The organism is Bradyrhizobium sp. AZCC 1588, assembly GCF_036924735.1.
In the GTDB taxonomy this organism is placed as follows: Bacteria; Pseudomonadota; Alphaproteobacteria; order Rhizobiales; family Xanthobacteraceae; genus Bradyrhizobium.
The window spans coordinates 3370401-3392798 of record NZ_JAZHSC010000001.1 but is presented as its reverse complement, the minus strand read 5'-3'; the positions used below and the strand labels follow the sequence as shown (position 1 = coordinate 3392798).

General features: G+C 63.3%; 25 protein-coding genes. 8 read left to right on the top strand and 17 right to left on the bottom strand.

The annotated features are described in order from the left end of the window. Window positions 1-24: 24 nt before the first annotated feature. The 4 genes from V1277_RS15855 to V1277_RS15840 form a co-directional block, all read right to left on the bottom strand. Complete coding sequence (locus tag V1277_RS15855) at window positions 25-666, bottom strand: arylsulfatase (protein WP_334417131.1); 642 nt, start codon at window positions 664-666, stop codon at window positions 25-27. A gap of 116 nt (window positions 667-782) precedes the next feature. Further along, window positions 783-1793: an amino acid ABC transporter substrate-binding protein gene (locus V1277_RS15850; protein ID WP_334417129.1), complete on the bottom strand. Its 1011-nt coding sequence runs from the start codon at window positions 1791-1793 to the stop codon at window positions 783-785. Between the two features lie 10 nt (window positions 1794-1803). Continuing rightward, window positions 1804-3153 (bottom strand): aspartate aminotransferase family protein, encoded by a 1350-nt coding sequence (locus V1277_RS15845; protein ID WP_334417128.1) that lies wholly within the window; start codon window positions 3151-3153, stop codon window positions 1804-1806. A 5-nt stretch (window positions 3154-3158) separates the two neighbouring features. After that, entirely contained in the window at window positions 3159-4034 is an 876-nt protein-coding gene (locus tag V1277_RS15840) for a MurR/RpiR family transcriptional regulator (RefSeq protein WP_334417127.1), read from the bottom strand. On the opposite strand from V1277_RS15840, the gene V1277_RS15835 reads away from it, so the two are divergent. From V1277_RS15835 to V1277_RS15825, 3 genes are read left to right on the top strand one after another with little or no spacing between them, the layout of a single operon-like run. Next, window positions 4033-4185, top strand: coding sequence for a hypothetical protein (locus V1277_RS15835; RefSeq protein ID WP_334417126.1), 153 nt, complete (start codon window positions 4033-4035; stop codon window positions 4183-4185). The two genes, V1277_RS15840 and V1277_RS15835, sit on opposite strands and share 2 nt — an antisense overlap. Further along, window positions 4182-5369 (top strand): amino acid ABC transporter permease, encoded by a 1188-nt coding sequence (locus V1277_RS15830; RefSeq protein WP_334417125.1) that lies wholly within the window; start codon window positions 4182-4184, stop codon window positions 5367-5369. Before V1277_RS15835 ends, V1277_RS15830 begins: the two co-directional genes overlap by 4 nt. Window positions 5370-5373: 4 nt before the next feature. Then, window positions 5374-6492: an amino acid ABC transporter permease gene (locus V1277_RS15825; RefSeq protein WP_334417124.1), complete on the top strand. Its 1119-nt coding sequence runs from the start codon at window positions 5374-5376 to the stop codon at window positions 6490-6492. Between the two features lie 33 nt (window positions 6493-6525). On the opposite strand, the gene V1277_RS15820 is transcribed toward V1277_RS15825, so the two are convergent. The 11 genes from V1277_RS15820 to V1277_RS15770 all read right to left on the bottom strand — a co-directional run bounded on the left by V1277_RS15820 (window position 6526) and on the right by V1277_RS15770 (window position 15368). Further along, window positions 6526-7350: a phosphodiesterase gene (locus tag V1277_RS15820; protein WP_334417123.1), complete on the bottom strand. Its 825-nt coding sequence runs from the start codon at window positions 7348-7350 to the stop codon at window positions 6526-6528. A gap of 76 nt (window positions 7351-7426) precedes the next feature. Beyond that, on the bottom strand, window positions 7427-8701 hold the full coding sequence (locus V1277_RS15815) for an ABC transporter substrate-binding protein (RefSeq protein WP_334417122.1): 1275 nt from the start codon (window positions 8699-8701) through the stop codon (window positions 7427-7429). A 30-nt stretch (window positions 8702-8731) separates the two neighbouring features. Beyond that, window positions 8732-9568: a carbohydrate ABC transporter permease gene (locus tag V1277_RS15810; RefSeq protein WP_334417121.1), complete on the bottom strand. Its 837-nt coding sequence runs from the start codon at window positions 9566-9568 to the stop codon at window positions 8732-8734. Then, window positions 9565-10479, bottom strand: a complete 915-nt coding sequence (locus V1277_RS15805; RefSeq protein ID WP_442894580.1) for a carbohydrate ABC transporter permease — start codon at window positions 10477-10479, stop codon at window positions 9565-9567. The genes V1277_RS15810 and V1277_RS15805 overlap by 4 nt, the downstream gene beginning before the upstream one ends. 28 nt (window positions 10480-10507) lie before the next feature. Beyond that, window positions 10508-11665 (bottom strand): ABC transporter ATP-binding protein, encoded by a 1158-nt coding sequence (locus tag V1277_RS15800; RefSeq protein WP_334417119.1) that lies wholly within the window; start codon window positions 11663-11665, stop codon window positions 10508-10510. Between the two features lie 148 nt (window positions 11666-11813). Beyond that, a complete protein-coding gene (locus V1277_RS15795) occupies window positions 11814-12176 on the bottom strand; it encodes a DUF1428 domain-containing protein (RefSeq protein ID WP_334417118.1) in 363 nt (120 codons plus the stop codon). A gap of 161 nt (window positions 12177-12337) precedes the next feature. Then, entirely contained in the window at window positions 12338-13075 is a 738-nt protein-coding gene (locus V1277_RS15790; protein ID WP_334417117.1) for a DUF899 domain-containing protein, read from the bottom strand. Window positions 13076-13090: 15 nt separating this feature from the next. Further along, window positions 13091-13432, bottom strand: a complete 342-nt coding sequence (locus tag V1277_RS15785) for an SRPBCC family protein (RefSeq protein ID WP_334420387.1) — start codon at window positions 13430-13432, stop codon at window positions 13091-13093. Next, window positions 13432-13902, bottom strand: a complete 471-nt coding sequence (locus V1277_RS15780; protein WP_334417116.1) for an ArsR/SmtB family transcription factor — start codon at window positions 13900-13902, stop codon at window positions 13432-13434. The genes V1277_RS15785 and V1277_RS15780 overlap by 1 nt, the downstream gene beginning before the upstream one ends. A 152-nt stretch (window positions 13903-14054) precedes the next feature. After that, window positions 14055-14309: a DUF3551 domain-containing protein gene (locus tag V1277_RS15775; protein ID WP_334371378.1), complete on the bottom strand. Its 255-nt coding sequence runs from the start codon at window positions 14307-14309 to the stop codon at window positions 14055-14057. 81 nt (window positions 14310-14390) lie between these two features. Further along, window positions 14391-15368 carry a Bug family tripartite tricarboxylate transporter substrate binding protein gene (locus tag V1277_RS15770; protein WP_334417115.1) on the bottom strand — a complete coding sequence of 326 codons (978 nt, stop codon included), beginning with the start codon at window positions 15366-15368 and terminating at the stop codon, window positions 14391-14393. A 150-nt stretch (window positions 15369-15518) separates the two neighbouring features. Between V1277_RS15770 and V1277_RS15765 the strand changes: the two genes are divergently transcribed. Together V1277_RS15765 and V1277_RS15760 are read left to right on the top strand one after the other, a co-directional pair. Beyond that, a complete protein-coding gene (locus V1277_RS15765; RefSeq protein ID WP_334417114.1) occupies window positions 15519-15938 on the top strand; it encodes a VOC family protein in 420 nt (139 codons plus the stop codon). 97 nt (window positions 15939-16035) lie between these two features. Then, on the top strand, window positions 16036-17616 hold the full coding sequence (locus V1277_RS15760) for an AMP-binding protein (protein WP_334417113.1): 1581 nt from the start codon (window positions 16036-16038) through the stop codon (window positions 17614-17616). Between the two features lie 97 nt (window positions 17617-17713). Here the strand turns inward: V1277_RS15760 and V1277_RS15755 are convergent, their stop codons facing one another. After that, window positions 17714-18811: an HD-GYP domain-containing protein gene (locus tag V1277_RS15755; protein ID WP_334371386.1), complete on the bottom strand. Its 1098-nt coding sequence runs from the start codon at window positions 18809-18811 to the stop codon at window positions 17714-17716. Between the two features lie 449 nt (window positions 18812-19260). Here V1277_RS15755 and V1277_RS15750 point away from each other — a divergent pair, with 449 nt between their 5' ends. From V1277_RS15750 to V1277_RS15740, 3 genes are read left to right on the top strand one after another with little or no spacing between them, the layout of a single operon-like run. Next, window positions 19261-20049, top strand: coding sequence for an alpha/beta fold hydrolase (locus V1277_RS15750; protein WP_334417112.1), 789 nt, complete (start codon window positions 19261-19263; stop codon window positions 20047-20049). Then, entirely contained in the window at window positions 20046-20390 is a 345-nt protein-coding gene (locus V1277_RS15745) for a hypothetical protein (RefSeq protein WP_334371390.1), read from the top strand. Before V1277_RS15750 ends, V1277_RS15745 begins: the two co-directional genes overlap by 4 nt. Before the next feature lie 50 nt (window positions 20391-20440). Then, window positions 20441-21112 (top strand): dienelactone hydrolase family protein, encoded by a 672-nt coding sequence (locus tag V1277_RS15740; RefSeq protein ID WP_334417111.1) that lies wholly within the window; start codon window positions 20441-20443, stop codon window positions 21110-21112. A gap of 113 nt (window positions 21113-21225) precedes the next feature. On the opposite strand, the gene V1277_RS15735 is transcribed toward V1277_RS15740, so the two are convergent. After that, window positions 21226-22233: a Bug family tripartite tricarboxylate transporter substrate binding protein gene (locus tag V1277_RS15735; protein ID WP_334417110.1), complete on the bottom strand. Its 1008-nt coding sequence runs from the start codon at window positions 22231-22233 to the stop codon at window positions 21226-21228. Window positions 22234-22398: the final 165 nt, after the last annotated feature.

The following is a 22398-nucleotide window of genomic DNA, read 5'->3' as shown; positions in this document are numbered from 1 at the left end:
AAAGACGCCAAACGAGGAAGAAGCCTAGGCTCGGTCCATTCCCAGCATCTTCATCAGCTTCTGCACCGCGCTGTCCGGTGTGGTCAGCACCGGCCGTCCCGTCGCCTCGGCGACCGCGTCAGCCGCCGGCGCCATGCTGTACTGGGCGAGCGCGATCAGGTCGCAGTCGCGCAAGCTCCTCGCTGCTTCCACCACCAGGCGGTCATGGGTCGCGCGATCGCCGCGATCGAGCGGGGCCAACGCGCCCTCCGCCAGTTTCGGCACCAGCTCGACCCACGACGGAAACTCCGGCGGCATCGAGACGAGCGTCGGCGGGAACGTCGACAACAGCCCGATCTTCCGGCCATGCGCGACGGCCTGCTCGATCATCGCTTCATTGGGCTTGAGCACCGGCATCGGGGCGTGGGCCCGTGCGACGGCTTCGATGCAGGGGCCGAACGCCGAGCAGGTGAACAGGATCGCATCCGATCCGGTACCGACGGCGTAGCGTCCGAGCCGGAGGAAGCGCTCGGTCATAGCATCAGTGAGCCCGCCGTCACGCGCCAGATCGGCCGACAGGCTGTCGTCGAGCAAATTCATCAGGCGGGCGTCCGGCCAAAGCCTGGCGAAGGAGGCTTCGATCGGCACAATCGAGTGCTTCAGGGCATGGATCAGGGTAATTCGCATATGGGTCAGTCTGGCTGCGGCGCAGAGGGTGTCAACCCGCCGCGCCGCGATAGTTTTTGTTTGACGCGTTTTCTTACGCGAACCGGTATCCACTTCGCTCGAAAACGCTATGCTCCCTACTTGAACGGCAGAGCGTACATCAGGCCGCCCTTGGCCCAGGTCGCGTTGAGGCCGCGATCGAGTTTTAACGGGCTCGCCTTGCCGACATTGCGCTCAAAAATCTCGCCGTAATTGCCGCTCGCCTTGATCGCCTGCAGCATCCATTTGTTGTCGAGGCCTAATCGCGAGCCGAGCTCACCCGAAGCACCGAGCAGCCGCTGGACGGCCGGCACATTGGATTTGGCCATTTGATCGGCGTTGGCTGCGGTGACACCAAGCTCTTCCGCCTCGATCAGACCATAGTGAAGCCAGGCGATGATGTCGGTCCACACGTCGTCGCCGTTGCGGGTGAACGGCCCGAGCGGCTCCTTGCTGATGGTCTGCGGCAACACGGTGTAATCAGCCGGATTGGAAGCCGCGGTGGTGATCGCGCCGGCGAGCGCGGAAGCGTCCTGGGTCATGGCATCGCAGCGCCCGCCGAAGAACGTCTGGTACATGGTATCGGTGCGGTCGAACACCAGCGGTTTCCATTCGATGCCGTTGGCACGGCCGTAGTCGCCGAGCGTCACTTCATGGGTCGTGCCCTGCGCGACGCAGACGGTAGCGCCGTTGAGGCTCTTGAGGTCCTTTACGCCGGCGTCGACCCTTACGACAAAACCCTGGCCGTCGTAGAAATTGACCGGTCCCTGCCGCAGCCCCAGCGTCGCGCCGCGCAGATAGGTCTGCGTCGAATTGCGGTAGAGCACGTCGATCTCGCCCGACTGCAAAGCCGTGAAGCGGTTCTGCGCCGTGAGCGCGACATAGCGCACCTTGCTCGCGTCGCCGAGCACACCGGCGGCCAAGGCGCGGCAATAGTCGACGTCGAGCCCCTTGTAATTGCCCTGCGAGTCCGGCGTGGAGAACCCCGCGAAGCCGATGCTGACGCCGCACACCAGCGTGCCGCGCTGCTTGACCGTATCGAGCGTTGCGGCTTGCGCCATCAAGCCCGATGCGGCGAGCAAGCCTGTAGCGATGATGATTCTCTTCATTCTGCTCCTCCTAATGACCAACACTCTTCAAGGCCAAATCGACGGCGTGACCCAGCCGGTCGACGATCATGTCGATATCGTCTGATGTCGCGATATAGGGCGGCGCCAGCAGGACGTGGTCGCCGCTGCGGCCATCCACCGTTCCACCCGAGGGATAGCAGGCAAGGCCGCCTTCGAGCGCGGCGGCCTTGATCCGCTGGTGGAGCTTGAGCGCGGGATCGAACGGCGCGCGGGTGGCGCGATCGGCGACGAGCTCAATGGCCTGGAACAGGCCTCGCCCCCTGATATCGCCGACATGGCGATGATTGCCGAAACGCTCGGTCAGGCGCCGTTCGAGCTGGCGGCCAAGATCCTTGACCCTGTCGAGCAGTTGCTCGTCGTCGATCACCCGCTGCACCTCGAGCGCCGCGGCACAGGCGAGCGGATGCGCCAGATAGGTGTGGCCGTGCTGAAATGAGCCCGAGCCTTCCCGGATCGTGTCGACGATGCGCCCGCCGGCGAGCATGGCGCCGATCGGTTGATAGCCGCCGCCGAGACCCTTGGCGATCGCCTGGATATCGGGCGCGATGCCCTCCTGCTCCCAGGCGTGGCGCGTGCCGGTACGGCCCATGCCGCACATCACCTCGTCCAGGATCAAGAGCGCGCCATGCCGGTTACAGATCTCGCGGACGGCGCGGAAATATCCCTCCGGCGCCGGCACGCATCCGCCCGTGGCACCCACCACCGGCTCGGCGATGAATGCCGCCACCGTATCCGGACCAAGGCGCTGGAATTCGGCTTCCAGCTCGCCCGCCAGTCGCGTCACGAAATCGGCCTCGGATTCGCTGTCGCGTTTTTCGTGATAGGCGAACGCTGGCGTCACGTGGCTGAAGGCCGCCGACAACAACGGCGCGTAGGGTTCGCGCCGCCAGGCGTTGCCGCCGGCGGCGAGCGCGCCCAGCGTATTGCCGTGATAGCTCTGGCGGCGCGCGATGAAGCGCTGGCGTTGCGGCTGGCCGCTTTCGACAAAATATTGCCGCGCCAACTTGATGCTGGCCTCGATTGCCTCCGACCCGCCGCTGACGAGATAGGCGTAGGCCAGACCGCCGGGCTCGTCGCCGACGAGCGCCTCGGCCAGCGCTTCGGCGGGCTCCGACGAGAAGAACCCGGTATGGGCAAAGGCCAGCTTCGATGCCTGCCGCGTTATGGCCTCGAGCACGCGAGGGTGCTGGTGGCCGAGACAGGAGACGGCAGCGCCGCCGGAAGCGTCCAGAATCCGCCTGCCATCCTCGGCGATCAGCCAGACGCCATCGCCGCCGATGGCCTTTGGCGGCGTTTCACGCAGGCTTCGGTGCAGCAACCGGCTTTTGCTGGCTCCCATGACGATCAACCTTTCTCCGCGACATATTGCGACAGCGCGGCCAACCGGCCTTCGGTCTCTTCGAGGCGGCGCTTGGCGCCGGCGCCGCCCAGCACGAAGGTCACGGCGGCCAGCGACTGCGCGATGGCAATGGCGCCGGTGAGGCTCGGGAAGAATCCCGGCGACGCGGCGGCCTCATAGAGCAACAGATGATCGGCCCCCTCCGCCATCGGCGCCGTAATCGTATCGGCAATCGCGACCAGCGTGGCGCCGGAATCATGGGCCGCCCGCGCCGACAAAACGCTTGCCCTCGAATAGGGCGCAAACCCGATAACGACGACGGCGTCGCCGCTATGGAACGCACCCAGATCGAGATCTTCGGGACCCGAGCCGCCGACCAGATGCACCGCGTCCGGCCGGAACAAGCGAAGCTGATAATTGAGCAATTCCGCAACGCTGCGGCAGCTCCGAAAGCCGGCGATCCAGATGCGCCGCGCGGCGTGCAGAGCCTTGGCGGCGTTGGCCACCGAGCCGGCCGAAATGCGCGCAAGACCTGCCGCCTCGGCTTCCAGCTTGTCGGAGATCAGCGATATCTCGGCGTTGGGCCCTTTCCGCCCGCCCCTGGCGCGACCCGAAAACGGCGAAGATTGCGCGGGCCGGCGGGCCTCGGTCAGCGCGGCGCGTAATTCGTCCCATCCGGAATAGCCGAGCGCTTTTGCAAGCCGGGTGAAAGCGGCGGGATCGGCGCCGGCCTCGGCGGCAAGATCACGCATCGAGCGCGTGGTGGCGTCATAGTCATTGGCGGCAACGAACCGGCCGACTTGCTGCAGCCGCATCGGCAACGATGGCAGCGCACTGCACAAATCGTTCAGCGGCGAGGATTTCGGCCGGGACTGCGCCATGAAACATATGTTGCACAAAATCCGTTTTGGTGCAACATTTGAAATGCGTCTTGCGGGGCGCATCGCCGAAGATCGCTGCTGGAAGATCGCTGCTGCAAGACATCTTTGCTCAAAGTCATCGCCGCTTAAGTCGAGGATCCTTGTGCTGTGACGACATCCACGCCCGAACTCCCTCGCCGCCGGCGGATGCACCTCCGCCTGAATCGCCAGCAGATCAACGGCCTCGTCTGGCAGATCGTGGTGGTCGCCATCGCGGTCGCGATCGTTGGCTGGCTCTGGTCCAACGCCCTGCACAATTTGTCGGTACGCCGGATTTCGACCGGCTTCGCCTTTCTCGGCCGCGAGGCCGGAATGCCGATCGCCGATAGCTGGCTTGCCTACAGCCCCAGGGATCCTTACGCCCGCGCCTTCATCGTCGGCATCGTCAATACACTGCGTGTCGCAGTCATCGGCATCGTGCTCGCGACCGTGCTTGGCACGCTGATCGGCATCGCGCGGCTGTCGTCGAACTGGCTGTTGTCGCGGCTGGCTGCGGTCTATGTCGAAGTGCTCCGCGACGTTCCGCTGCTGCTGCAGTTGTTGTTCTGGTACGTGTTGATGCAGGGACTTCCGGCGGCACGCGCGGCCTGGAAGCCGATCGAAGGCGTCTTTCTGTCGAACAGAGGCCTGGTGTTGCCATCGATTCCGATCGAGGAAGCAAATCTGTGGGTCATCGCTGCGGCCGCTGCCGGCCTTGGCGCGCTGTATCTATTGCGGCGGCAGTTAGTGGCGTGGCAGATGGCGGACGGCAAAGCGCGCCCGCTCTGGCCCTATGCGCTAGCCCTGCTCGTCGGCCTGCCGGCGCTGGTGTCGTTCGGTCTCGGCGCGTCATGGACCATCACGTTGCCCGAACTGCGCGGCTTCAACTTTGTCGGCGGACTGACGCTCGCACCGGAATATTTCGCGCTGCTGATCGCGCTCGTCACCTACACCTCGGCCTTCATCGCCGAAATCGTGCGCAGCGGCATTCAGGCTGTTCCACGGGGCCAATGGGACGCCGCAAACGCGCTCGGCCTGCGACGTAGCTTTGTGCTTCAGCGCATCGTGCTGCCGCAGGCGCTCCGCGTCATCATTCCGCCGATGACCAGCCAATATCTGAACCTAACCAAGAATTCCTCGCTTGCGGTTGCGGTCGGATACCAGGACTTGGTGTCGATTGCGAATACCACGCTGAACCAGACCGGACAGGCCATCGAAGCCATCGCGCTCATCATGGCCGTGTTCCTTACCATCAGCCTCGGCATCAGCCTGTTCATGAACTGGTACAATGCGCGCATCGCGCTGGTGGAGCGCTGATGCCATGACGTCGATCACGGACACCCCGCAAAATCCGCTGCCCTTCGACGTGCGCCCCCGCAGGACTCCGGGCGGCCGCGTCATCCGGTGGCTGCGTGCGAATCTGTTCGCCTCGGTCACGTCAAGCATCATCTCCGTTCTCCTGATCGCGTTGCTCGCCAAGGCGTTCGTCAGCCTCGTGCAGTGGGGCTACTGGAATGCGATCTGGATCGTTTCCGGCAACCAGACCGGCCCCTGCCGGTCGATCCGTGGGCTCGGCGCCTGCTGGGCCGTCATTCCCGAAAAATATCGCTTCATCCTGTTCGGCACTTACCCCTTCAATGAGCAGTGGCGGCCGGCACTGGTGTGCCTCACCTTCGTTGCGCTGATCTGGGTGTCGAGCCGGCGCAATTGGTGGCGCAAGGAACTGGTGTTGGTGTGGGCGGCGGCGTTGGTCCTGATCGGCGTATTGATGTGGGGCGGCGTCTTCGGGCTGTCCTACGTTTCACAGGATCGCTGGGGCGGCCTGCCGGTGACGCTGATCCTGGCGACGTTTGGGTTGGCGTTCGGCTTCCCGCTCGGGATCGTGGTAGCTCTGGGCCGCCGTTCAAAATTACCCGCGATCAGGTCGCTCTGCGTGCTCTATGTCGAGTTGATCCGCGGCGTTCCCCTGATCAGCCTGTTGTTCATGGCGAGCGTGATGTTTCCGCTGTTCCTGCCCGACGGCGTCAACATCGACAAACTGCTCCGGGCGCAGATCGCGTTCATATTGTACGCCGGCGCCTATCTTGCCGAAGTCATCCGCGGCGGCCTGCAGGCGATTCCGAGAGGACAGCACGACGCGGCCGACGCGCTCGGGCTCACCTACTGGAAGAAGAACGGCCTGATCATCCTGCCGCAGGCGATTCGCCATGTGATCCCGCCACTGGTGAATACGTTCATCGCCTTCTTCAAGGATACCAGTCTGGTGCTGATCATCGGCATCTTCGACCTGCTGACGACGGCGAAGACCTCCATCATCGATCCCGCCTGGCAGCAGTTCAGCGTCGAAGTCTATGTGTTCGTCGGGCTGATCTATTTCGTGTTCTGCTTTGCGATGTCGCGCTACAGCCGGCAGTTGGAAGCGCAGTCCCGGCCGGGCTGACGGCCGATCGCGGCGTGCCTGGCGTTACCTGCGTTATCGGTCGCTCCATTCGATTGCGGCGCGGTCCTGCAACGAAAACAGCGGTCCATCGTAAAGGAACGAGCATTGATGAATCACCACCTGCCCGGCGCTGACGGTCACGTGCGAATAGTCCGGCAGTTCGTGCGACCCGGGAATGTGATCCGCCGTATCGAGGTCGAACGCCACCTGATGGGATAGCGCGCGCTGGATGTGGAAGGGGATGCCGCGCCAGATGCCCGAGATCGGCCGGTGCAGATGGCCCATGAATAGATAGTCCGGCTTTCGCGTGCGTGCGATTACGTCCCATTCGGCCTCGGGATTGGCGAGCTTGATGTCGTCCATGTAGCGCAGCCCGGTATCGAACGGCGGATGGTGCTGAAACAGCAGCAACGGGCGATCGGCTGGCGCCGAAGCAAGCGCGTGTTCGAGGAAGGCGAGTCGCGCCTCGCACAGCCATCCGGCGTGATCAGGGGCGGCCTCGTTCAGCGTATCCAGCGTGACGATCGTGGCAGCATCGAACAAATGAATGGATTGCACGAAGCCGGATTCGTCGCGCTGCACGCCGGGGAAGAAACGGCCAAACGGACCGCGCTTGTCGTGATTGCCCATCAAGAGGATGGTCGGAGCCTTCAGCCGCGCCAGGACCGAGGCGAGATTTTCGTAAGCGGCGTCCTCGCCCCAATGGGCCAGGTCACCGGTCACGATCACGAAGGAAATATCCGGATGATCGCGGTTGATCCGCTCGACCGCCGCGCCAAGCCGCTCGGTGGGATCCAGCCCGTAGAGCTTGCGGCCACGGGCGACGAAATGAGTGTCGGTGAGGATGACGAATTTCATCGAACCATGTCTCCCTGTTAGCGACCGCCGCGGCGTGGCGTGGTAGCCGCAGCGGTTCCTGGTAAGGCAGTTGTCGTCAACGCACCGAACCCACCGTCTTCGGCAGCAGCTTCTGCACGTCGCTCGTCATGTCGGCGAGCACGGCTTCCGGCTCCTTGGTGCGTGCACCCGTCACGATGGAGTTGAGATGATCCTTGATCACGTCGGTGATCTTGAGGCCGTTGTCGCCGGGGAAGGCGTACCATTTGGTCAGCAGCGCGAGTTGGCTGACCGCGGTGTAATTGTTCGGATTCTTGACGTAGAAATCCTTCAGGTGAACGTCGTTGGCGACCTTGTTCGGCGGCATGTAGCCGGTGGTCTCCGCCATGATCGCCGCGCCCTTCGGGCCGGTCCAGAACTTCACGACCTCCCAGGCCGCGTCACGCTTGGCCTTGTCCTTGGCCAGAATCATCACGACGTTCCCGCCGGCCGGCAACCGGCCGTTCGGCGACACCACGTCCGGGAAGGTGTGGGTCTTCAGCTCGAACTTGCCGCCGATCATCTGCGTGGTCTTGTTGAGGTCGGAGGTCGAGGTGACGTGAATGCCGGTCTTGCCGGCGGCAAAGGTCGCGCGCATCGCCGGCTGGTCGAGATTCGGCATGCCGGCTTCACTGACAAGGCGCGCCAGCGTCCTGATCGCGAACTGGCCTTCCGGCCCGTTGAACGCCACCTTGTTTTCCTCGGCGTTCAACATGGTGCCGCCGCGCGAAAACACCGGCGCCTGCCACAGCCAGTTGCCGGTGATGTCCCAGGCGTAGGTGATACCGTTGAAGTCGGGACCGAGCGCCTTGATCTTCTTGGCGAGATCGATCAACCCGTCCCACGTCTGCGGCAGATTAGCCGGATCGGCGCCGGCCTTCTTCGCCAGATCGAGATTGACGTAGACGATCGGCAGCGAAATCGCGAACGGCAGCGCATAGACCTTGCCGCTCGCCGTGCCGATATCGAACATCGCCTGATGGAAGCCCTGCTTGTCGAAATCCTTCTCGGCCGCGATATAGCCGTCGAGTTCGGCCGGAATGTTCTTGTCCACCAGCACGCGGATGCGGTTGAGACCCTGGAAGCTCACGTCGGGCATCTGGTTGGTCACCGCCTCGCGCAGCACTTTCTGAGTGCCTTCCTCGTAGGAATCATAGGGCGCACGCAGCGTGACCTTGATGTCCGGCCGCACCTTGGCGAACTCCTCGATGATGCGCTTGTGCGTGCCTTCGAATAATTCAGCATAGGGGTATTGAACGACGACTTCGGTCTGCGCATGCGCGAGGCCGGCGGCGAGCGAAAGGGCGGCTGCGGCAATCCATGTTCTGAACATTGTCGTCTCCTGAGGTTTGAAAAAACTCGGTTACTTGATGCCGGTGAGCGTGATGCCTTCGATGAAGCGTCGCTGGGCGAACAGGAAGGCGATGACGAGCGGGGCGATGATGACCATCGCCGCTGCCATCAGAGGGCCGTAGTTGGTTCCGGCCTCATTGTTGCGAAAGTGCGCGACCGCAAGCGGCGGCGTCTGCAAATGCTCGCTGTTCAGCACGATCAGCGGCCAGAAATAGTCGTTCCAGTGCGCGACCACCGAGAAGATGCCGAACGCGGTCACCGCCGGAATCGCGGTCGGAAGCATCACGCGCCAGACGATGCCGAACTCGGAAATCCCGTCCATTCGCGCGGCGTCGATCAGGTCGTCGGGCACGGTCTTGAAAAATTGGCGCATCAGGAAAATGCCGAACACCGAGATCGTGAACGGCAGCACCAGCGCCGCACAACTGTCGAGAACACCCAGTTTATGCAGCAGCAGGAACACCGGGATCGCGGTCGCCTGCGGCGGAATAAGGATGCAGAACACGACGAGCGCAAACAGCACGTCACGGCCGAGAAAGCGCAATTTGGCGAGGGCGTAGGCGGCAGGGAGGGCAACCAGCACCTGAAGGCCGAAGATCGCGGTCGTGACGATCAAGCCGTTGAGCAGATAGCGCCATAGATCGGCCTTGGCGAAAGCGATCCGGAGATTGTCCCATAGCGCGAAGTGGTAGGGGATCAGGTGCAGATCGGATGAAAAAATCTCGGTTTGAGGTTTTGACGCGGTCGACAGCATCCAGATGAACGGCGTCAGCATCACCAGCGCTCCCGCCAGCAGCACGATGTGCCGGATCGCAGACCACAGCAGCATGCGGGCCCGCGGCGTCATGCGTGGTGCACTTCCCGGTTGCCGAGCGCCGATTTGAGCAAGGTGAGCAGCAGCACGAAGGCCAGGAACACGACGGTAACGGCCGCGCCGTAACCGGAGCGGAAGAACTCGAAGCCTTCGGTATACATCGTGTAGATCAGCACTTCCGACGATTTCGAGGGGCCGCCCTTGGTCAGGACCTGAACGGTGTCGAACACCTGGAACGAGCGGATTGCCGAGATCGCCACCACGAACAGGGTGACCGGCCCGAGCATCGGCCACGTCACCAAGCGGAAACGCGACCACGCGCCTTCGGCGCCGTCGATCTCGGCCGCGTCATAGAGATGCTTCGGGATCGAGACGAGGCCGGCGAGAAACAGCACCATGTTGAAGCCAGTGGCCTGCCAGATGCCGATCACGCACAGCGAATAAAGCGCGGTGCCGCGATCCTGCAGCCAGCTATGGCCCTGCAGGCCGGCGGCGCGCAAAAGTCCATTCACCAGGCCGAACTGCGGGTGCAGCATGAATTCCCAGACGATCGCCATCGCAATCAACGTCGCCATGACAGGAAGGAAGTAGACGGTGCGATACCAGCTCTTGAGCCCGGCGCCGCTCTGGATCAGGAGCGCAACACCGAGCCCGAGCGCCACCGCGCCGGGCACGACGATCGCGACATAGGTCAGCGTGTTCTTCAGCGAAATCCAGAACACCCGGTCGGCGAACATCTCCCGGTAATTCGAGAGGCCGATCCAGGAGAACGCCGGCGCGCCGAGCTGATAGTCGGTAAACGAGAGCGCGATCACGCCGGCGAGCGGGCCGATCAGCATCAGCAGCATCAGCACGAAGGCCGGCGCGGCCAGCGCATAGGCTACCTGCGATCGCCCTGGCCGGCGGAAACTGGCAAGCACCCGCGCAGGGACGCGTGGCGCCATCGCCACTCCCTGCAGCGCGGTGGCGGCGTCAGACAACGGCCATCCCCCGCGGCCGCTCGACGCGCGACGGGACCGAAGTCACGATGCGCTTACCATCAGCGTCGAAGGCGCGAACCGCTTCCGGCGCAAAGCCGTAGCCGACTGTGGCTCCGATCGCCGGCAACTGACTGGGGTCGTTGACGCGCGCCACCACGGGCGCGTCCGTGCCCGCGCTGCCGATATGGACGAAGGCTTCCGACCCCAGATTTTCCAGATGCACGACCGTGCCGGAAAGCAGTCCGTGCGAAGCCAGTTCGATCCGTTCCGGCCTGACGCAGATGCGGCACTCTCCTTCCGGCGCCGGTGTTGCCGCATGGAGAACATGTCCGAGCATCTCCAGCCGGCCATCGCTGCGGATACGACCGGGAAATGCGTTTATCTTCGGCGTGCCGACGAATTCGGCGACGCGGATATCGCGGGGGTCCTCATAGACGGCGGCGGGCGTGCCGACCTGAATGAGCTCGCCGCCGATCATGACGGCAATCCGGCCCGACATGGTCATGGCTTCGGCCTGGTCGTGGGTGACGTAGATGAAGGTCGTCTTGAGCTGGCGGTGCAACTGGGCGATCTCGGCGCGCATGTGCACGCGAAGCTTGGCGTCGAGATTGGATAGCGGCTCGTCGAACAGGAACGCGCGCGGCTGACGCACGATGGCGCGGCCGACGGCAACGCGCTGGCGCTGACCGCCGGACAATTGCCCGGGCTTGCGCTTCAGCAGCGGCGAAATTTCGAGCTGCTCGGCCACCCTTTCGACATCGTCGCGGATGACGCGTTCGGCCCGGCGGCGGCTCGGCATCAGCCGGCCCACGAACGGCGCCCGCTCCAGCGCAGACAGGCGCTTCATCCGCAGCGGCACGGCGATATTGTCAAACACGCTCAGGTGCGGATAAAGCGCGTAGGACTGGAACACCATTGCCAGATTACGCGCGCTCGGCCTGACGCCGTCGGCACTGACACCGTCAATCCGAACTTCGCCCGAGGATTGCGGTTCGAGACCGGCGATGACGCGCAGAAGCGTGGACTTGCCGCACCCCGACGGACCGACGAGGGAGATGAACTCCCCGTCGTGAATCGTGAGATCGACGCCTTTTAGAACCTCGGCGCCGTCAAAGGCCTTGCGAAGCGCCCGAATCTCGATCTCGGCCATTTCAATCCGGTATCCGTGGCTGCGGTACCGGATGTCCTAAATGGCTTGTTTGACAGTTATATCACAATGCTGCGAACCGCCGGGCTTGGTCCCAGCTTTCCACCACCCGCCTCCGGGGAACATGGCTGATGCACAGGCGGAGCTCCGCCTACACCTTCACCAGGCTCTCGAATCCGCCATAGATCATCCGCTTGCCGTCGAACGGTGGCTTCGATTTCGGATCCATCATTTCGCTGAGCCGCGGGTCCGCCATCACTTTGGCGTTGATCTTGTCGCGCTGGGCGCGCGACTTGTAGGTGATCCAGGCGAACACGACGGTCTCGCCCGGCTTCAGCTTGACGCTGCGCGGGAACGAGGTGAACTTGCCGACCTTGACGTCGTCAGCAACCCATTCGCGATAGTCGAGCGCGCCATATTCGCGCCAGATCTTGCCGGCCTTCTTCGACAGGCGGGAGTAGGCTTCGAGATTTTTCTTCGGCACGGCGACGATGAAGCCATCGACGTAAGGCATTGCATTACTCTCCGGTATTTCTGTCGATACGACGCCATCTCGGGGAGATGCGCAGCATCGAACTGTGGTGCGCAACTGCGCACCTGAGAATATCGAGATTCCGGGTCTGGTGCTTGCGCACCATCCCGGAATGACGACTGGGAATGTGGGGTTAGCGACGACTAACCATGACAACAAGATGCCTGAACCTGTGACGGCTGGTATTGGTCACGTAGTCGCACCCAGTCCATCGGATACGGCAGGCCTTCCTCGTGACGTCCAAGCGGGGTGAGGTCGAGATAGTGATAGGCGGCGTTCATCATGTCGAGGCCGCGCGAGAAACAGGAATAGGTGTGGAAGACGGTCCCGGCCTCGTCGCGGTAGAACACGCTGATGCCTGGCGCCTCTTCGCCGCCGAAGGGAGTGGTGCCGAAATTATAGAGCGTGGCGCCTGACTTGAGCTGCTCGGGTGTGAACGAGACACCGAAATCGTAATTGAAGTCGTTGGCGCCCGACGACAGCCAATCGAAGGTCCAGCCCATCCGCTGCTTGAATGCGACAAGCTTTTGCAGCGGCGCGCGCGAGATCGCGACCATCGTGGTGTCGCGCGCGGCAAGATGCGGGATCATGCGCTCGAACCCGTCGGCCCAGAACGAGCAGCTCTTGCAGGCCTCGTTCCAGTCGGGCGCGAACATCAGATGCTGCACCACGAGCTGGCTGCGCCCCTTGAACAAGTCGCCGAGCAAGACCTGTCCGCCGCGCCCATCGAATACGTAGTTCTTTTCGACCCTGACCCAGGGCAGCGCGCGCCGTTCTTCGTTCAGACGCTCGCGCGCTCGGGTGTATTCCTTCTCATGCGCAAGGTGAGCCTTGCGCGCGGCGACCCATTCCTCGCGGGAGACGATGGGGTGCGGCTGCATGGGCGGCTCCTTTGTTCAGGTCAGGTAGCTTTCGAGCTTGCCAAGAAGCTCTGTCCAGCCGCGCTGGTGACTGTCGCGCGCATTCTCATCGACGAACTGCGCGTGGTTGAAGACGAGCAGCGAACCGCTTCCTTCCGGCCTGATCGAAATGGTCACCAGCGATTCCCGCTCCGGCGTCGAATGCCATGCCCAGCTAAACACCAACCGCTCGTTCGGAACGACCTCGCGATAGACGCCGCCGACCTCGTTATAGTCGCCATTGGCGCGGAAGCTGATGCGGTAGCGCCCGCCGACACGCAGATCGATGTCGGCCTTGACCGAGCCCTCCTCGACGGAGGTTGGCCCGAACCATTGCACTAGCTTTTGCGGGTCGGCCCACGCGGCGTAGACTTTTTCGGGCGCCGCGCTGAACCGGCGCGTGAGCGTGAGACTGGGGCGCGCGGCGAGTTCGGCGTCGCGGGCAGTATCGTGCTTGGCAAGGCTTGACTGGGTGGCCATGGGTCTTCCTCCACAAAAGCGGCAAGGCGGTCGAGCGCGTCGGACCAGAAGCGCCGGTAGCGGTTGAGCCAGTCCATCGCCTGCTCCATCGGCTGGGCGGTCAACCGGCACGCGACCGTACGGCCGGTCTTTTCGCGCGCGATCAGGCCGGCATCGGACAGCACATCGAGATGCTTGATGATCGCGGGCAGCGACATCGAAAATGGCTTCGCCAGTTCGCTGACCGACAGGCCGTCTCGGTCGCCGAGCCGCGCCAGCAGCGCGCGCCGGGTTGGGTCGGACAGTGCGGCGAAGGTGCGGTCCAGAACGTCTTCCTGATACTTAACCATAAGGTTTAGTATAGACGCAAACGAAACGCCGTCAAGCCGGCGTATGCATCACGAAGTCGGGAGTGGCGGAAGAGAGAGACACCGATGGCCGGATCGTTCAGCGCTAACAGCGCTCTCGCCCGGCCATCATGCGGGAGGATTGCAAGGAGCGGTCAATAATCCCGATAAACCCGCATCCGCCGCTGCTGTCCGTAGGCGAAGCGCGGATTGACGTTGCAGTAGAGCGCACGCCCCGATGCCGATGCCATGCACTGGCCGTAGGTAGCATACGAGCAATCGCCGGGAACGCCGATGCCCCGGCCCTGGAGGCAGTAGGGATAGTCATACGCCGCCGCGGGTGAACTGCCCGCGACGGTGGCGACCGTCGCCACCGTCAGCGCCAATGTCGCTAATATTGTACTGCGCATCTTCGATCTCCTTCACATGAGGCGAGCCGCGTCGCCTTTGCCATAAAACACCGCGGCTGTGCCTATGTTCCGTGACGAAGATCACTGCACCTTTTCGACCTTGGCTTCCTCGATCACCTTCTTCCACTTTTCGGTTTCGGCCACGATCATCTTGCCGAACGCCTCCGGCGGCCCGATCAGCGGCTCGCCGCCAAGCTCGGTCAGGCGGGCCTTGATCGCCGGCTCGGCGAGGATCTCGTTGATCTCCTTGTTCAGCTTGGCGATGACTTCCTTCGGCGTGTTCTTCGGTGCACCCACGCCGAACAGCGCGCTCGCCTCATAGCCCGGGATGGTATCAGCAAGCACCGGCACATCAGGCAACAGCGGCGACTTTGTCGTGCTGGTGACGGCCAGCGCCCGCACCGAGCCGGCACGAACATGCTGGAGGATGGAAGGCATGTTGTCGAATATCAACTGGACCTGGCCACCGAGCAGATCGGTGATCGCGGGCGCGGCACCGCGATAGGGCACGTGCTGCATCTTGGCGCCGGACATCGCCATGAACATTTCGCCCGATAGATGCACGGACGTGCCGTTGCCGGACGAGGCCAGGTTCACCTTGCCGGGATTGGCCTTCACATAGGCGATGAACTCGGCGGCCGTCTTGGCCGGCACGTCCTTGTTGACCGTCATCACGTTCGGCACGCGATTGAACGCCGCGATCGGCGCAAGATCGCGGACCACGTTGAACTTCAAATTGGCGTAGAGCGTGGCGTTGATGTAGTTCGCGGGATTGACCAGCAGCAATGTATAGCCGTCGGGCTCGGCGTTGATGACGGATTCGGTCGCGATATTGTTGCCGGCGCCGGGCTTGTTCTCGATCACGAATTGCTGGCCGAGCCGCTCGGAGAGCCGCTGGCCGATCAGCCGCGCAATGATGTCGGTCGCGCCGCCCGGCGGATATCCGACGACCCATTTCACCGGCCGGGTCGGATAATCCGCCGCCGAAACGCTGCCGACCGAAGCGGCAGTGGAAAGGCCGATGACGGCCAGGCAAATCGCGGTACGGCGTGAAATCATAAAACTTCTCCTTGGAGGCCGGGGTTCAGGCCCGGTCCGTTTCTATTGAGGCGCGGTTCTATTGAACCGAACGCGGCGCGCGTTGTAACAAACAAACCCGGGTGCGGCCAGTGGGGCGCAGCGTCTCCGACCGCGACGAAAGGATAAGGCATGTCTGTCAGGGTTAACGCTCTCGACCATCTCGTCATCAATGTGTCGGACGTGGCGCGTTCCGCCGAGTGGTACCGGAAGATCCTCGGCATGGAGATCAAGGTGTTCGATCCCGGTCCGGGCAAAACGCCACGGACCTCGCTGGTGTTTGGTAACCAGAAGATCAACGTGCGGCCGCGCGACGCCGACAAGGTCGAGTGGTTCACAGCCGACCACGAAACCGCCGGCAGCGATGATCTGTGTTTCCTGACGTCGAGCACGTCGGACGAAGTCGTGGCGCACTTGAAGGCCAACGGCGTCGCGATCGAGGAAGGCCCGGTATCGAAGCAAGGCGCCCGCGGCACTCTGCGCTCGGTCTATTGCCGTGATCCGGACGGGAGCTTGATCGAGATTTCGTCGTATGAGGATAGGACGGGCTAAGGCGTAGCAATCCCGATTTGCGCGCTGCGCCGTCCGATGGCAGAACTACTTCCAAGCAAAAACCAAGGCGGCCGTAGAGCCGCGCGGGAGGAATTCTATGCCACTTTCACAGCCAGCCCCAGGCATTGTCGGACCATTCGCAGGGCTCGACGTGCCGTGGCTGCTGCGGATGCGCGCCGAAAGCCGCCGCAACCATCCATTTTTAGTCTGGGCGCCGTTCGAGGGGCCGGCGCGGAGTTGGTCTTACGGGGAATTCCATGAGCGCGTCGGCGCGCTTTCCGCTGGCCTCGCCAAGCGCGGCGTCAGGCCCGGCGAATACGTCCTGATCCATCTCGACAATTGCATCGAGGCCATGCTGACCTGGTTCGCCTGCGTCGAACTCGGCGCGATAGCGGTCACCACCAACACCCGCTCGGCGGCAGCCGAGATGGAATATTTCGCCGGCCATTGCGGCGCGGTCGCGGCCATCACCCAGCCTGCCTATGCCGAGCTGATCTCGGCCAATTGCCGCGGCCTGCGCTGGATCGCCGTGATCTCGCACGACGCTGGCAGTACGCCGGTGCGAGTCGCGCCACGCGGCGACAGTTTTGAGCAGCTCTTCGCCGACAGCGCCGACCGGCCGCGCCGCGCCACCGATCCGTTCGCGCCGTGCAGCGTTCAATATACCTCCGGCACCACGTCGCGGCCGAAGGCGGTGCTGTGGACGCATGCCAACGCATTGTGGGGCGCCAAGATCAATGCCGCGCACGAGGACCTGCATGCTGGCGACGTGCATCAGACCTATCTGCCGCTGTTTCACACCAACGCGCTGGCCTATTCGATGCTGGCATCGCTGTGGGTTGGTGCGACGTGCGTGATCCAGCCGCGGTTTTCGGCGAGCCGCTTCTGGGGCGTGGCGCTCGCGCACAACTGCACCTGGACCTCGACGATTCCCTTCTGCATGAAGGCGCTGCTGGAACACGAGATTCCGAAGAACCACAAATTCCGGCTCTGGGGCACCGCGGTATCCGAGCCGCCGCCATTTGCCGCCTTCGGCGTCAAGACCATCGGCTGGTGGGGCATGACGGAAACCATCACCCACGGCATCGTCGGCGAGGTCGACCAGCCCAACACGCCGATGTCGATCGGCCGCGCGGCGCCGGAATATCAGATCCGCATCGTCGAGGACGACGGCACGCCGACACCAGTCGGCGGCACCGGCAATCTCCTGATCAAGGGCATTCCCGGCCTGTCGCTGTTTTCAGAGTATCTCCACAACGAGAAAGCCACGCGCGAGAGTTTCGACGAGCACGGCTATTTCATCACCGGCGACCGCGTCACGCTGCTCGAAAACGGTTTCATCCGGTTCGGCGACCGTACCAAGGACATGCTCAAGGTCGGCGGCGAGAACGTCGCGGCGTCCGAGATCGAACAGGTGATCGCGGTGGTGCCCGGCGTGCGCGAGGCCGCCGTGGTCGCGAAGAAACACCCGATGCTGGATGAAGTGCCGGTTGTGTTCATCATTCCGCAGGCCGGTGTCGCGGGCGCACCTCGCGATCTGCACGACACCGTGATGGCCGCCTGCAGAACCGCCCTCGCCGACTTCAAGGTGCCGCGCGAAATCCACTTCGTCGACGAAATGCCGCGCTCGACGCTGGAGAAGGTGGCGAAGGCGGAATTGCGAAAGATGCTGGGATGAAGGCCGAATGGCACGTCATTCCGGGGCGCGAAGCGAACCCGGAATCTCGAGATTCCGGGTTCGATGCTTCGCATCACCCCGGAATGACGGCGATGGCTCAATAATACCCGAACGCCACCGGGCGGAAGGCGTGCAGCAGATGCTGGTCGAGCTTGTCGCCCATTTCTTCCATCATGCCGTAGGCCCGGGCGTGGGTGAACTGCAGCCGGTAGGCGCGCTTCTCGACGAGGGCCGCGTAGATATCCACGATCGTGGTCAGCCTCACGATGTCGCTGATCTGCTTGCCGCTCAGTCCGTTGGGATAGCCCGTGCCGTCGAGGAATTCGTGGTGGTGCAGCACCACATCGAGCATTTCGGGCGGGAAGCCGCCTTGCGCGGACAGCGCGTCATGGCCACGACGCGGATGCTGGCGCATCTCTTCCATCTCTTCCAGCGTCAACGGACCCGGCTTGTCCAGGATCGCCACCGGAATGAACGCCTTGCCGACGTCGTGCAGCAGGGCTGCACGGGCGAGACGGCGCTGATCGTCGTCGCGCATGCCGAGATGCTGCGCATACGCCACCGCAAAACCAGTGACGAAGAGACAATGGCGGTAGCTGCCGGTGTGATGGCAGCCGACCGCCGTCAACCATTCCCGCAAGGATGAATGCTTGATCGCCTTGAGAATCTTGCTCTCGGCCTCAATGATGTCGCTGAACTTCAAGGGAACGCCGGCCGGAAGTTTTTCGAATATCTTGACCATCACGGCATGCGCCGCCTCGACGCCCCTGTTGAGGGCTTTGCCGCGATCGGTCTCGTCATATCCGTCGCTGTCCGGAAACGCGGCGCGGATCCGCTGCAGGATGCCCTGCGCGTCGAACGGCCGCGCGATCGTGTCGGTGGCGCCGAGCGCCCAGGCCTGCATCGATCCGTGGTGAAGCGCGTCCGCCAGCACGAACAGCCGCGGCATCTCGCGATAGGCCTCGGCCCGCAGTTTGTTGCGCACCAGTTGCACGCTCTCGGCGGAACGCAGGTTGATGTCGACCACGATGCCCGCCAGGTCCCGTTCCGGGCTGTCGGGAATGTCAGACGTCGCGATGGTGTCGACCTGACCGACGGACCGCAGAATGCTGGCGAGTTCGCTGCTCTGATCGCTGCGATCCGAAGCGAGCAACAGCCGGCGCCTGGTCGAAGTCTTGTTGGTTGCGGATGTCATGAAACCCCAGACCCCTAGCGATGATGACTTGCAACCGAGGCTAGCGGATAAGGAGTTCCCCGGGCCTTAAGAGGCGTCGTGAATATAGGCTAATGTGGACGCTAAAATTTTAGCGATCTCGTTCGTGATGCGCCGCACCGACGCTAATCCCACGACTGTCATCATCCGCGAAAGCGGATGATCCAGTACGCCGTGACGGCTGTGGAGACGGCACGGCCACGGCGTACTGGATGCCCCGCATGCGCGGGGCATGACGAGAGGAGGCAAAGAGATCGCGAGCCGATGCTCGTCGCTTTTTGCTCATCGTTCGCGATGGAGCAATGCGGGCTGCCGTCAGCAAGGGTCATATCAATGCGCTGATACCACCCTCGCTTTCCGCATTTCCCAATCGCGATCAGATCGCGCTAGGATGGGGCCGACAGTTGCATGGGAACTCCTAAGGAGCCGCAATGCCGACAATCGATCGCGACGGGGTCCGCATCTATTACGAGGTTCACGGCTCCGGCCCACCGTTGCTCTTGACCCACGGCTATTCATCGACGAGTGGGATGTGGCAGGGCCAGATCGCGGCCTTGTCGAAGCATCACAAGCTCGTGTTGTGGGACATGCGCGGCCACGGCCAGTCCGATTATCCCAGTGATCCCGCAGCCTATGGCGAAGCGCTGACGGTTGCCGACATGGCGGCGCTGCTCGACGCCGTCGGCGCCGACAAGGCGATCGTCGGCGGGCTCTCGCTGGGCGGCTACATGTCGCTGGCGTTCTACCGCGCCCATCCCGAGCGCGTCCGCGCGCTGCTGATCATCGACACCGGCCCGGGCTTCAAGAAGGACGAGGCCCGCGAGGCCTGGAACAAGCGCGCGTACGATACCGGCGACCGCTTCGAGCGCGAGGGCCTGGAGGTTTTGAAATCGGCCAGCCGCGAACGCTCCAGCGTCACCCATCGCGATCCATCGGGACTGGCGCGCGCCGCGCGCGGCATGCTGACCCAGCGCGATGCCCGCGTGATTGAATCGCTACCCGATATCAAGGTGCCGTCGCTGATCGTGGTCGGCGCCGACGACACCCCGTTCCTCGCCGCTTCCGACTACATGGCGGCCAAGATTCCGGGCGCGCAGAAGGTGGTGATCCCGGCTGCCGGCCACGCCGTCAATATCGACCAGCCGCAGGCTTTCATCGACGCGGTGCTGCCGTTCCTCGACAGCCTTGATGCCAAGGCACCACAGAAGGCCACGTCATGAAGACAGCCGCGGTGGCCCTCGCCCTTATCGCAAGCAGCTTCACGCAAGCTGCCGCGCAACACTTGCCGCCGGTCGGCGGCCCCTACCCGCCACCGTTCACCGAGACGCTGTCGAACAACATCCCGCTGGCGTTCGGCATGGAGGCCGATGAAGCCGCACGCGCGCTCGGCGTCCCGCTCAATTACATCAGGGGCCGTCCCGGCGATGAAATCTTTCTCGCGTTCCGCAACGTCGGCGGCAGCGGGCTGTTTTACAAAAAGGACCGGCTCTATCTGCAATTTCGCAAGGGCAGGCTGGCCGGCTGGAAGGGCGACTGGGGTCACAACTGGATGTGGCAGTAGCCGACCCCAGAACATCGACCTCGTGCAACTCAAACGCAAATGGATGACCCGTGGGACAAGATATCGAACTGACGGCTTCGGACGGCTTCAAACTGGGCGGCTATCGCGCCGATCCCGCAGGACGGCCGAAAGCGGCGATCGTGGTGATTCAGGAGATTTTTGGCGTCAACCACCACATCCGCTCGGTGTGCGACCGATTGGCGGGCGAAGGTTATATCGCGATTGCGCCGTCGATCTTCGATCGCACGCAACCGAACTTCCAGTGCGGCTATTCGCCTGACGAGATTGCAAACGCACGAAAGTTCATCGCCAATCCGGATTGGGCCGCGATGCTGCGCGATACCCAGGCCGCGATCGACGCCGTGAAGGATGTCGGCCCGGTCGGCATCATCGGCTTCTGCCTCGGCGGCAGCATCGCCTATGCGGCAGCGACCAAATTGTCGGGCTTGTCTGCCGCGGTCGGCTATTACGGCGGCGCCGTCGTCCGCTTTGCCGACGACAAGCCGCAAGTGCCGACGCAATTGCATTTCGGCGAAAAAGATGCGGGCATTCCGCTAACCGACGTCGAAACCGTCAAGGCCAAGCGGCCGGACGTCGAAGTCCATCTCTATCCCGGCGCGCAGCATGGCTTTCACTGCGACGAACGCGCCAGCTACGACAAGGCCAGCGCCGATATCGCCTGGCCGCGCAGTCTGGCGTTTTTTGAGAAGCATTTGAAGTGACGCACCGAAGGGCGTCATTCCGGGGCGATGCGCAGCATCGAACCCGGAATCTCGAGATTCCGGGTCTGGTCCTTCGGACCATCCCGGAATGACGGAGAGAGAGCGCCCCCTGCTCACTCGCCCTTGACGCCGGTAGCCTTGACGACATCGGCCCATTTCGCGTGGTCGCGGCGCAGGACTTTCTCGAACGTTTCCGCCGATCCGCCCACCGGCACGAGGCTGAGCGTCTCGATTCCGGCGACGCCCTCGGGCGAGGCGATGATGCGGGCGAGTTCGTCCGAGAGCTTCTTCACAATCTCCTTGGGCGTTGCGGCGGGCACGAACACGCCGAGCCAGCCTTCGATCTCAAACCCGGGGTAACCGAGTTCGGCCATCGTCGGCACGTCGGGCAACGCGGTCCTGCGCTTTTCGCCGCCAACCGCCAGAGCCCGGAGCTTGCCCGCCTTGATTTGCGCGCTCGCTGTGGTCAAGTCCTGGAACGCCGAAGTGACCGTGTTGGCGAGCAAGTCGTTCGTGAGAGGCGCCGAGCCGCGATAGGGGACATGGGTCATGTCGATATTGGCGGTCTTCTTGAGCAATTCGCCGTAGAGGTGAGACGTCGTGGCGTTGCCGAAGGTGCCGTAAGGCTTGCCGGGGTTCGCCTTGGCATAATCGATCAGTTCCTTGACGGACTTGATCGGCTGCTGCTCGGGAACCACCAGAACGATGGTCGACAAGGCGATCTGGGTAACGGGCGCGAGATCCTTGAAGACATCGTAGGGCAGCTTCGTAACGAGGCTCGGCGCCTGAATGATCTGCGTAATGCCGACCAGCACGGTGTAACCATCGGGCTGTGCCTTGGCCACGTAGTCGTTGCCGACCACGCCGCCGCCGCCCGACTTGTTCTCCACGAGGACGGTCTGCTTCCACGACTCCTGCAATTTGTTGGCGAGCAAGCGGGCCAGGACGTCGGTGGCGCCGCCCGCGGGATAGGGCACCACGAAGGTGATGCGGCGGCTCGGATAGGGATCCGCCGCCGATGCTTGATGCGAAGAGGCGCACAAAGCGGTCACGGCGATGGAAGCGAGCAACGCCAAAGCCGTCGCCGCGCGCACCACGCGGACCGGCAAATGATAGTTCATGGTCATACTCCGGATTGCAGGCATCTACCGACAAACCGGCGCGCCTCGATTGAACGGCGGCTTTCTACATCGCTGCAGCGCAAGATGGAACATGGTTTCGAACGCATTCAGCGCATAGCGCCAATTCATCGCACCGAAGCGGCCCGAAGCTGCTGCAGAACGCAG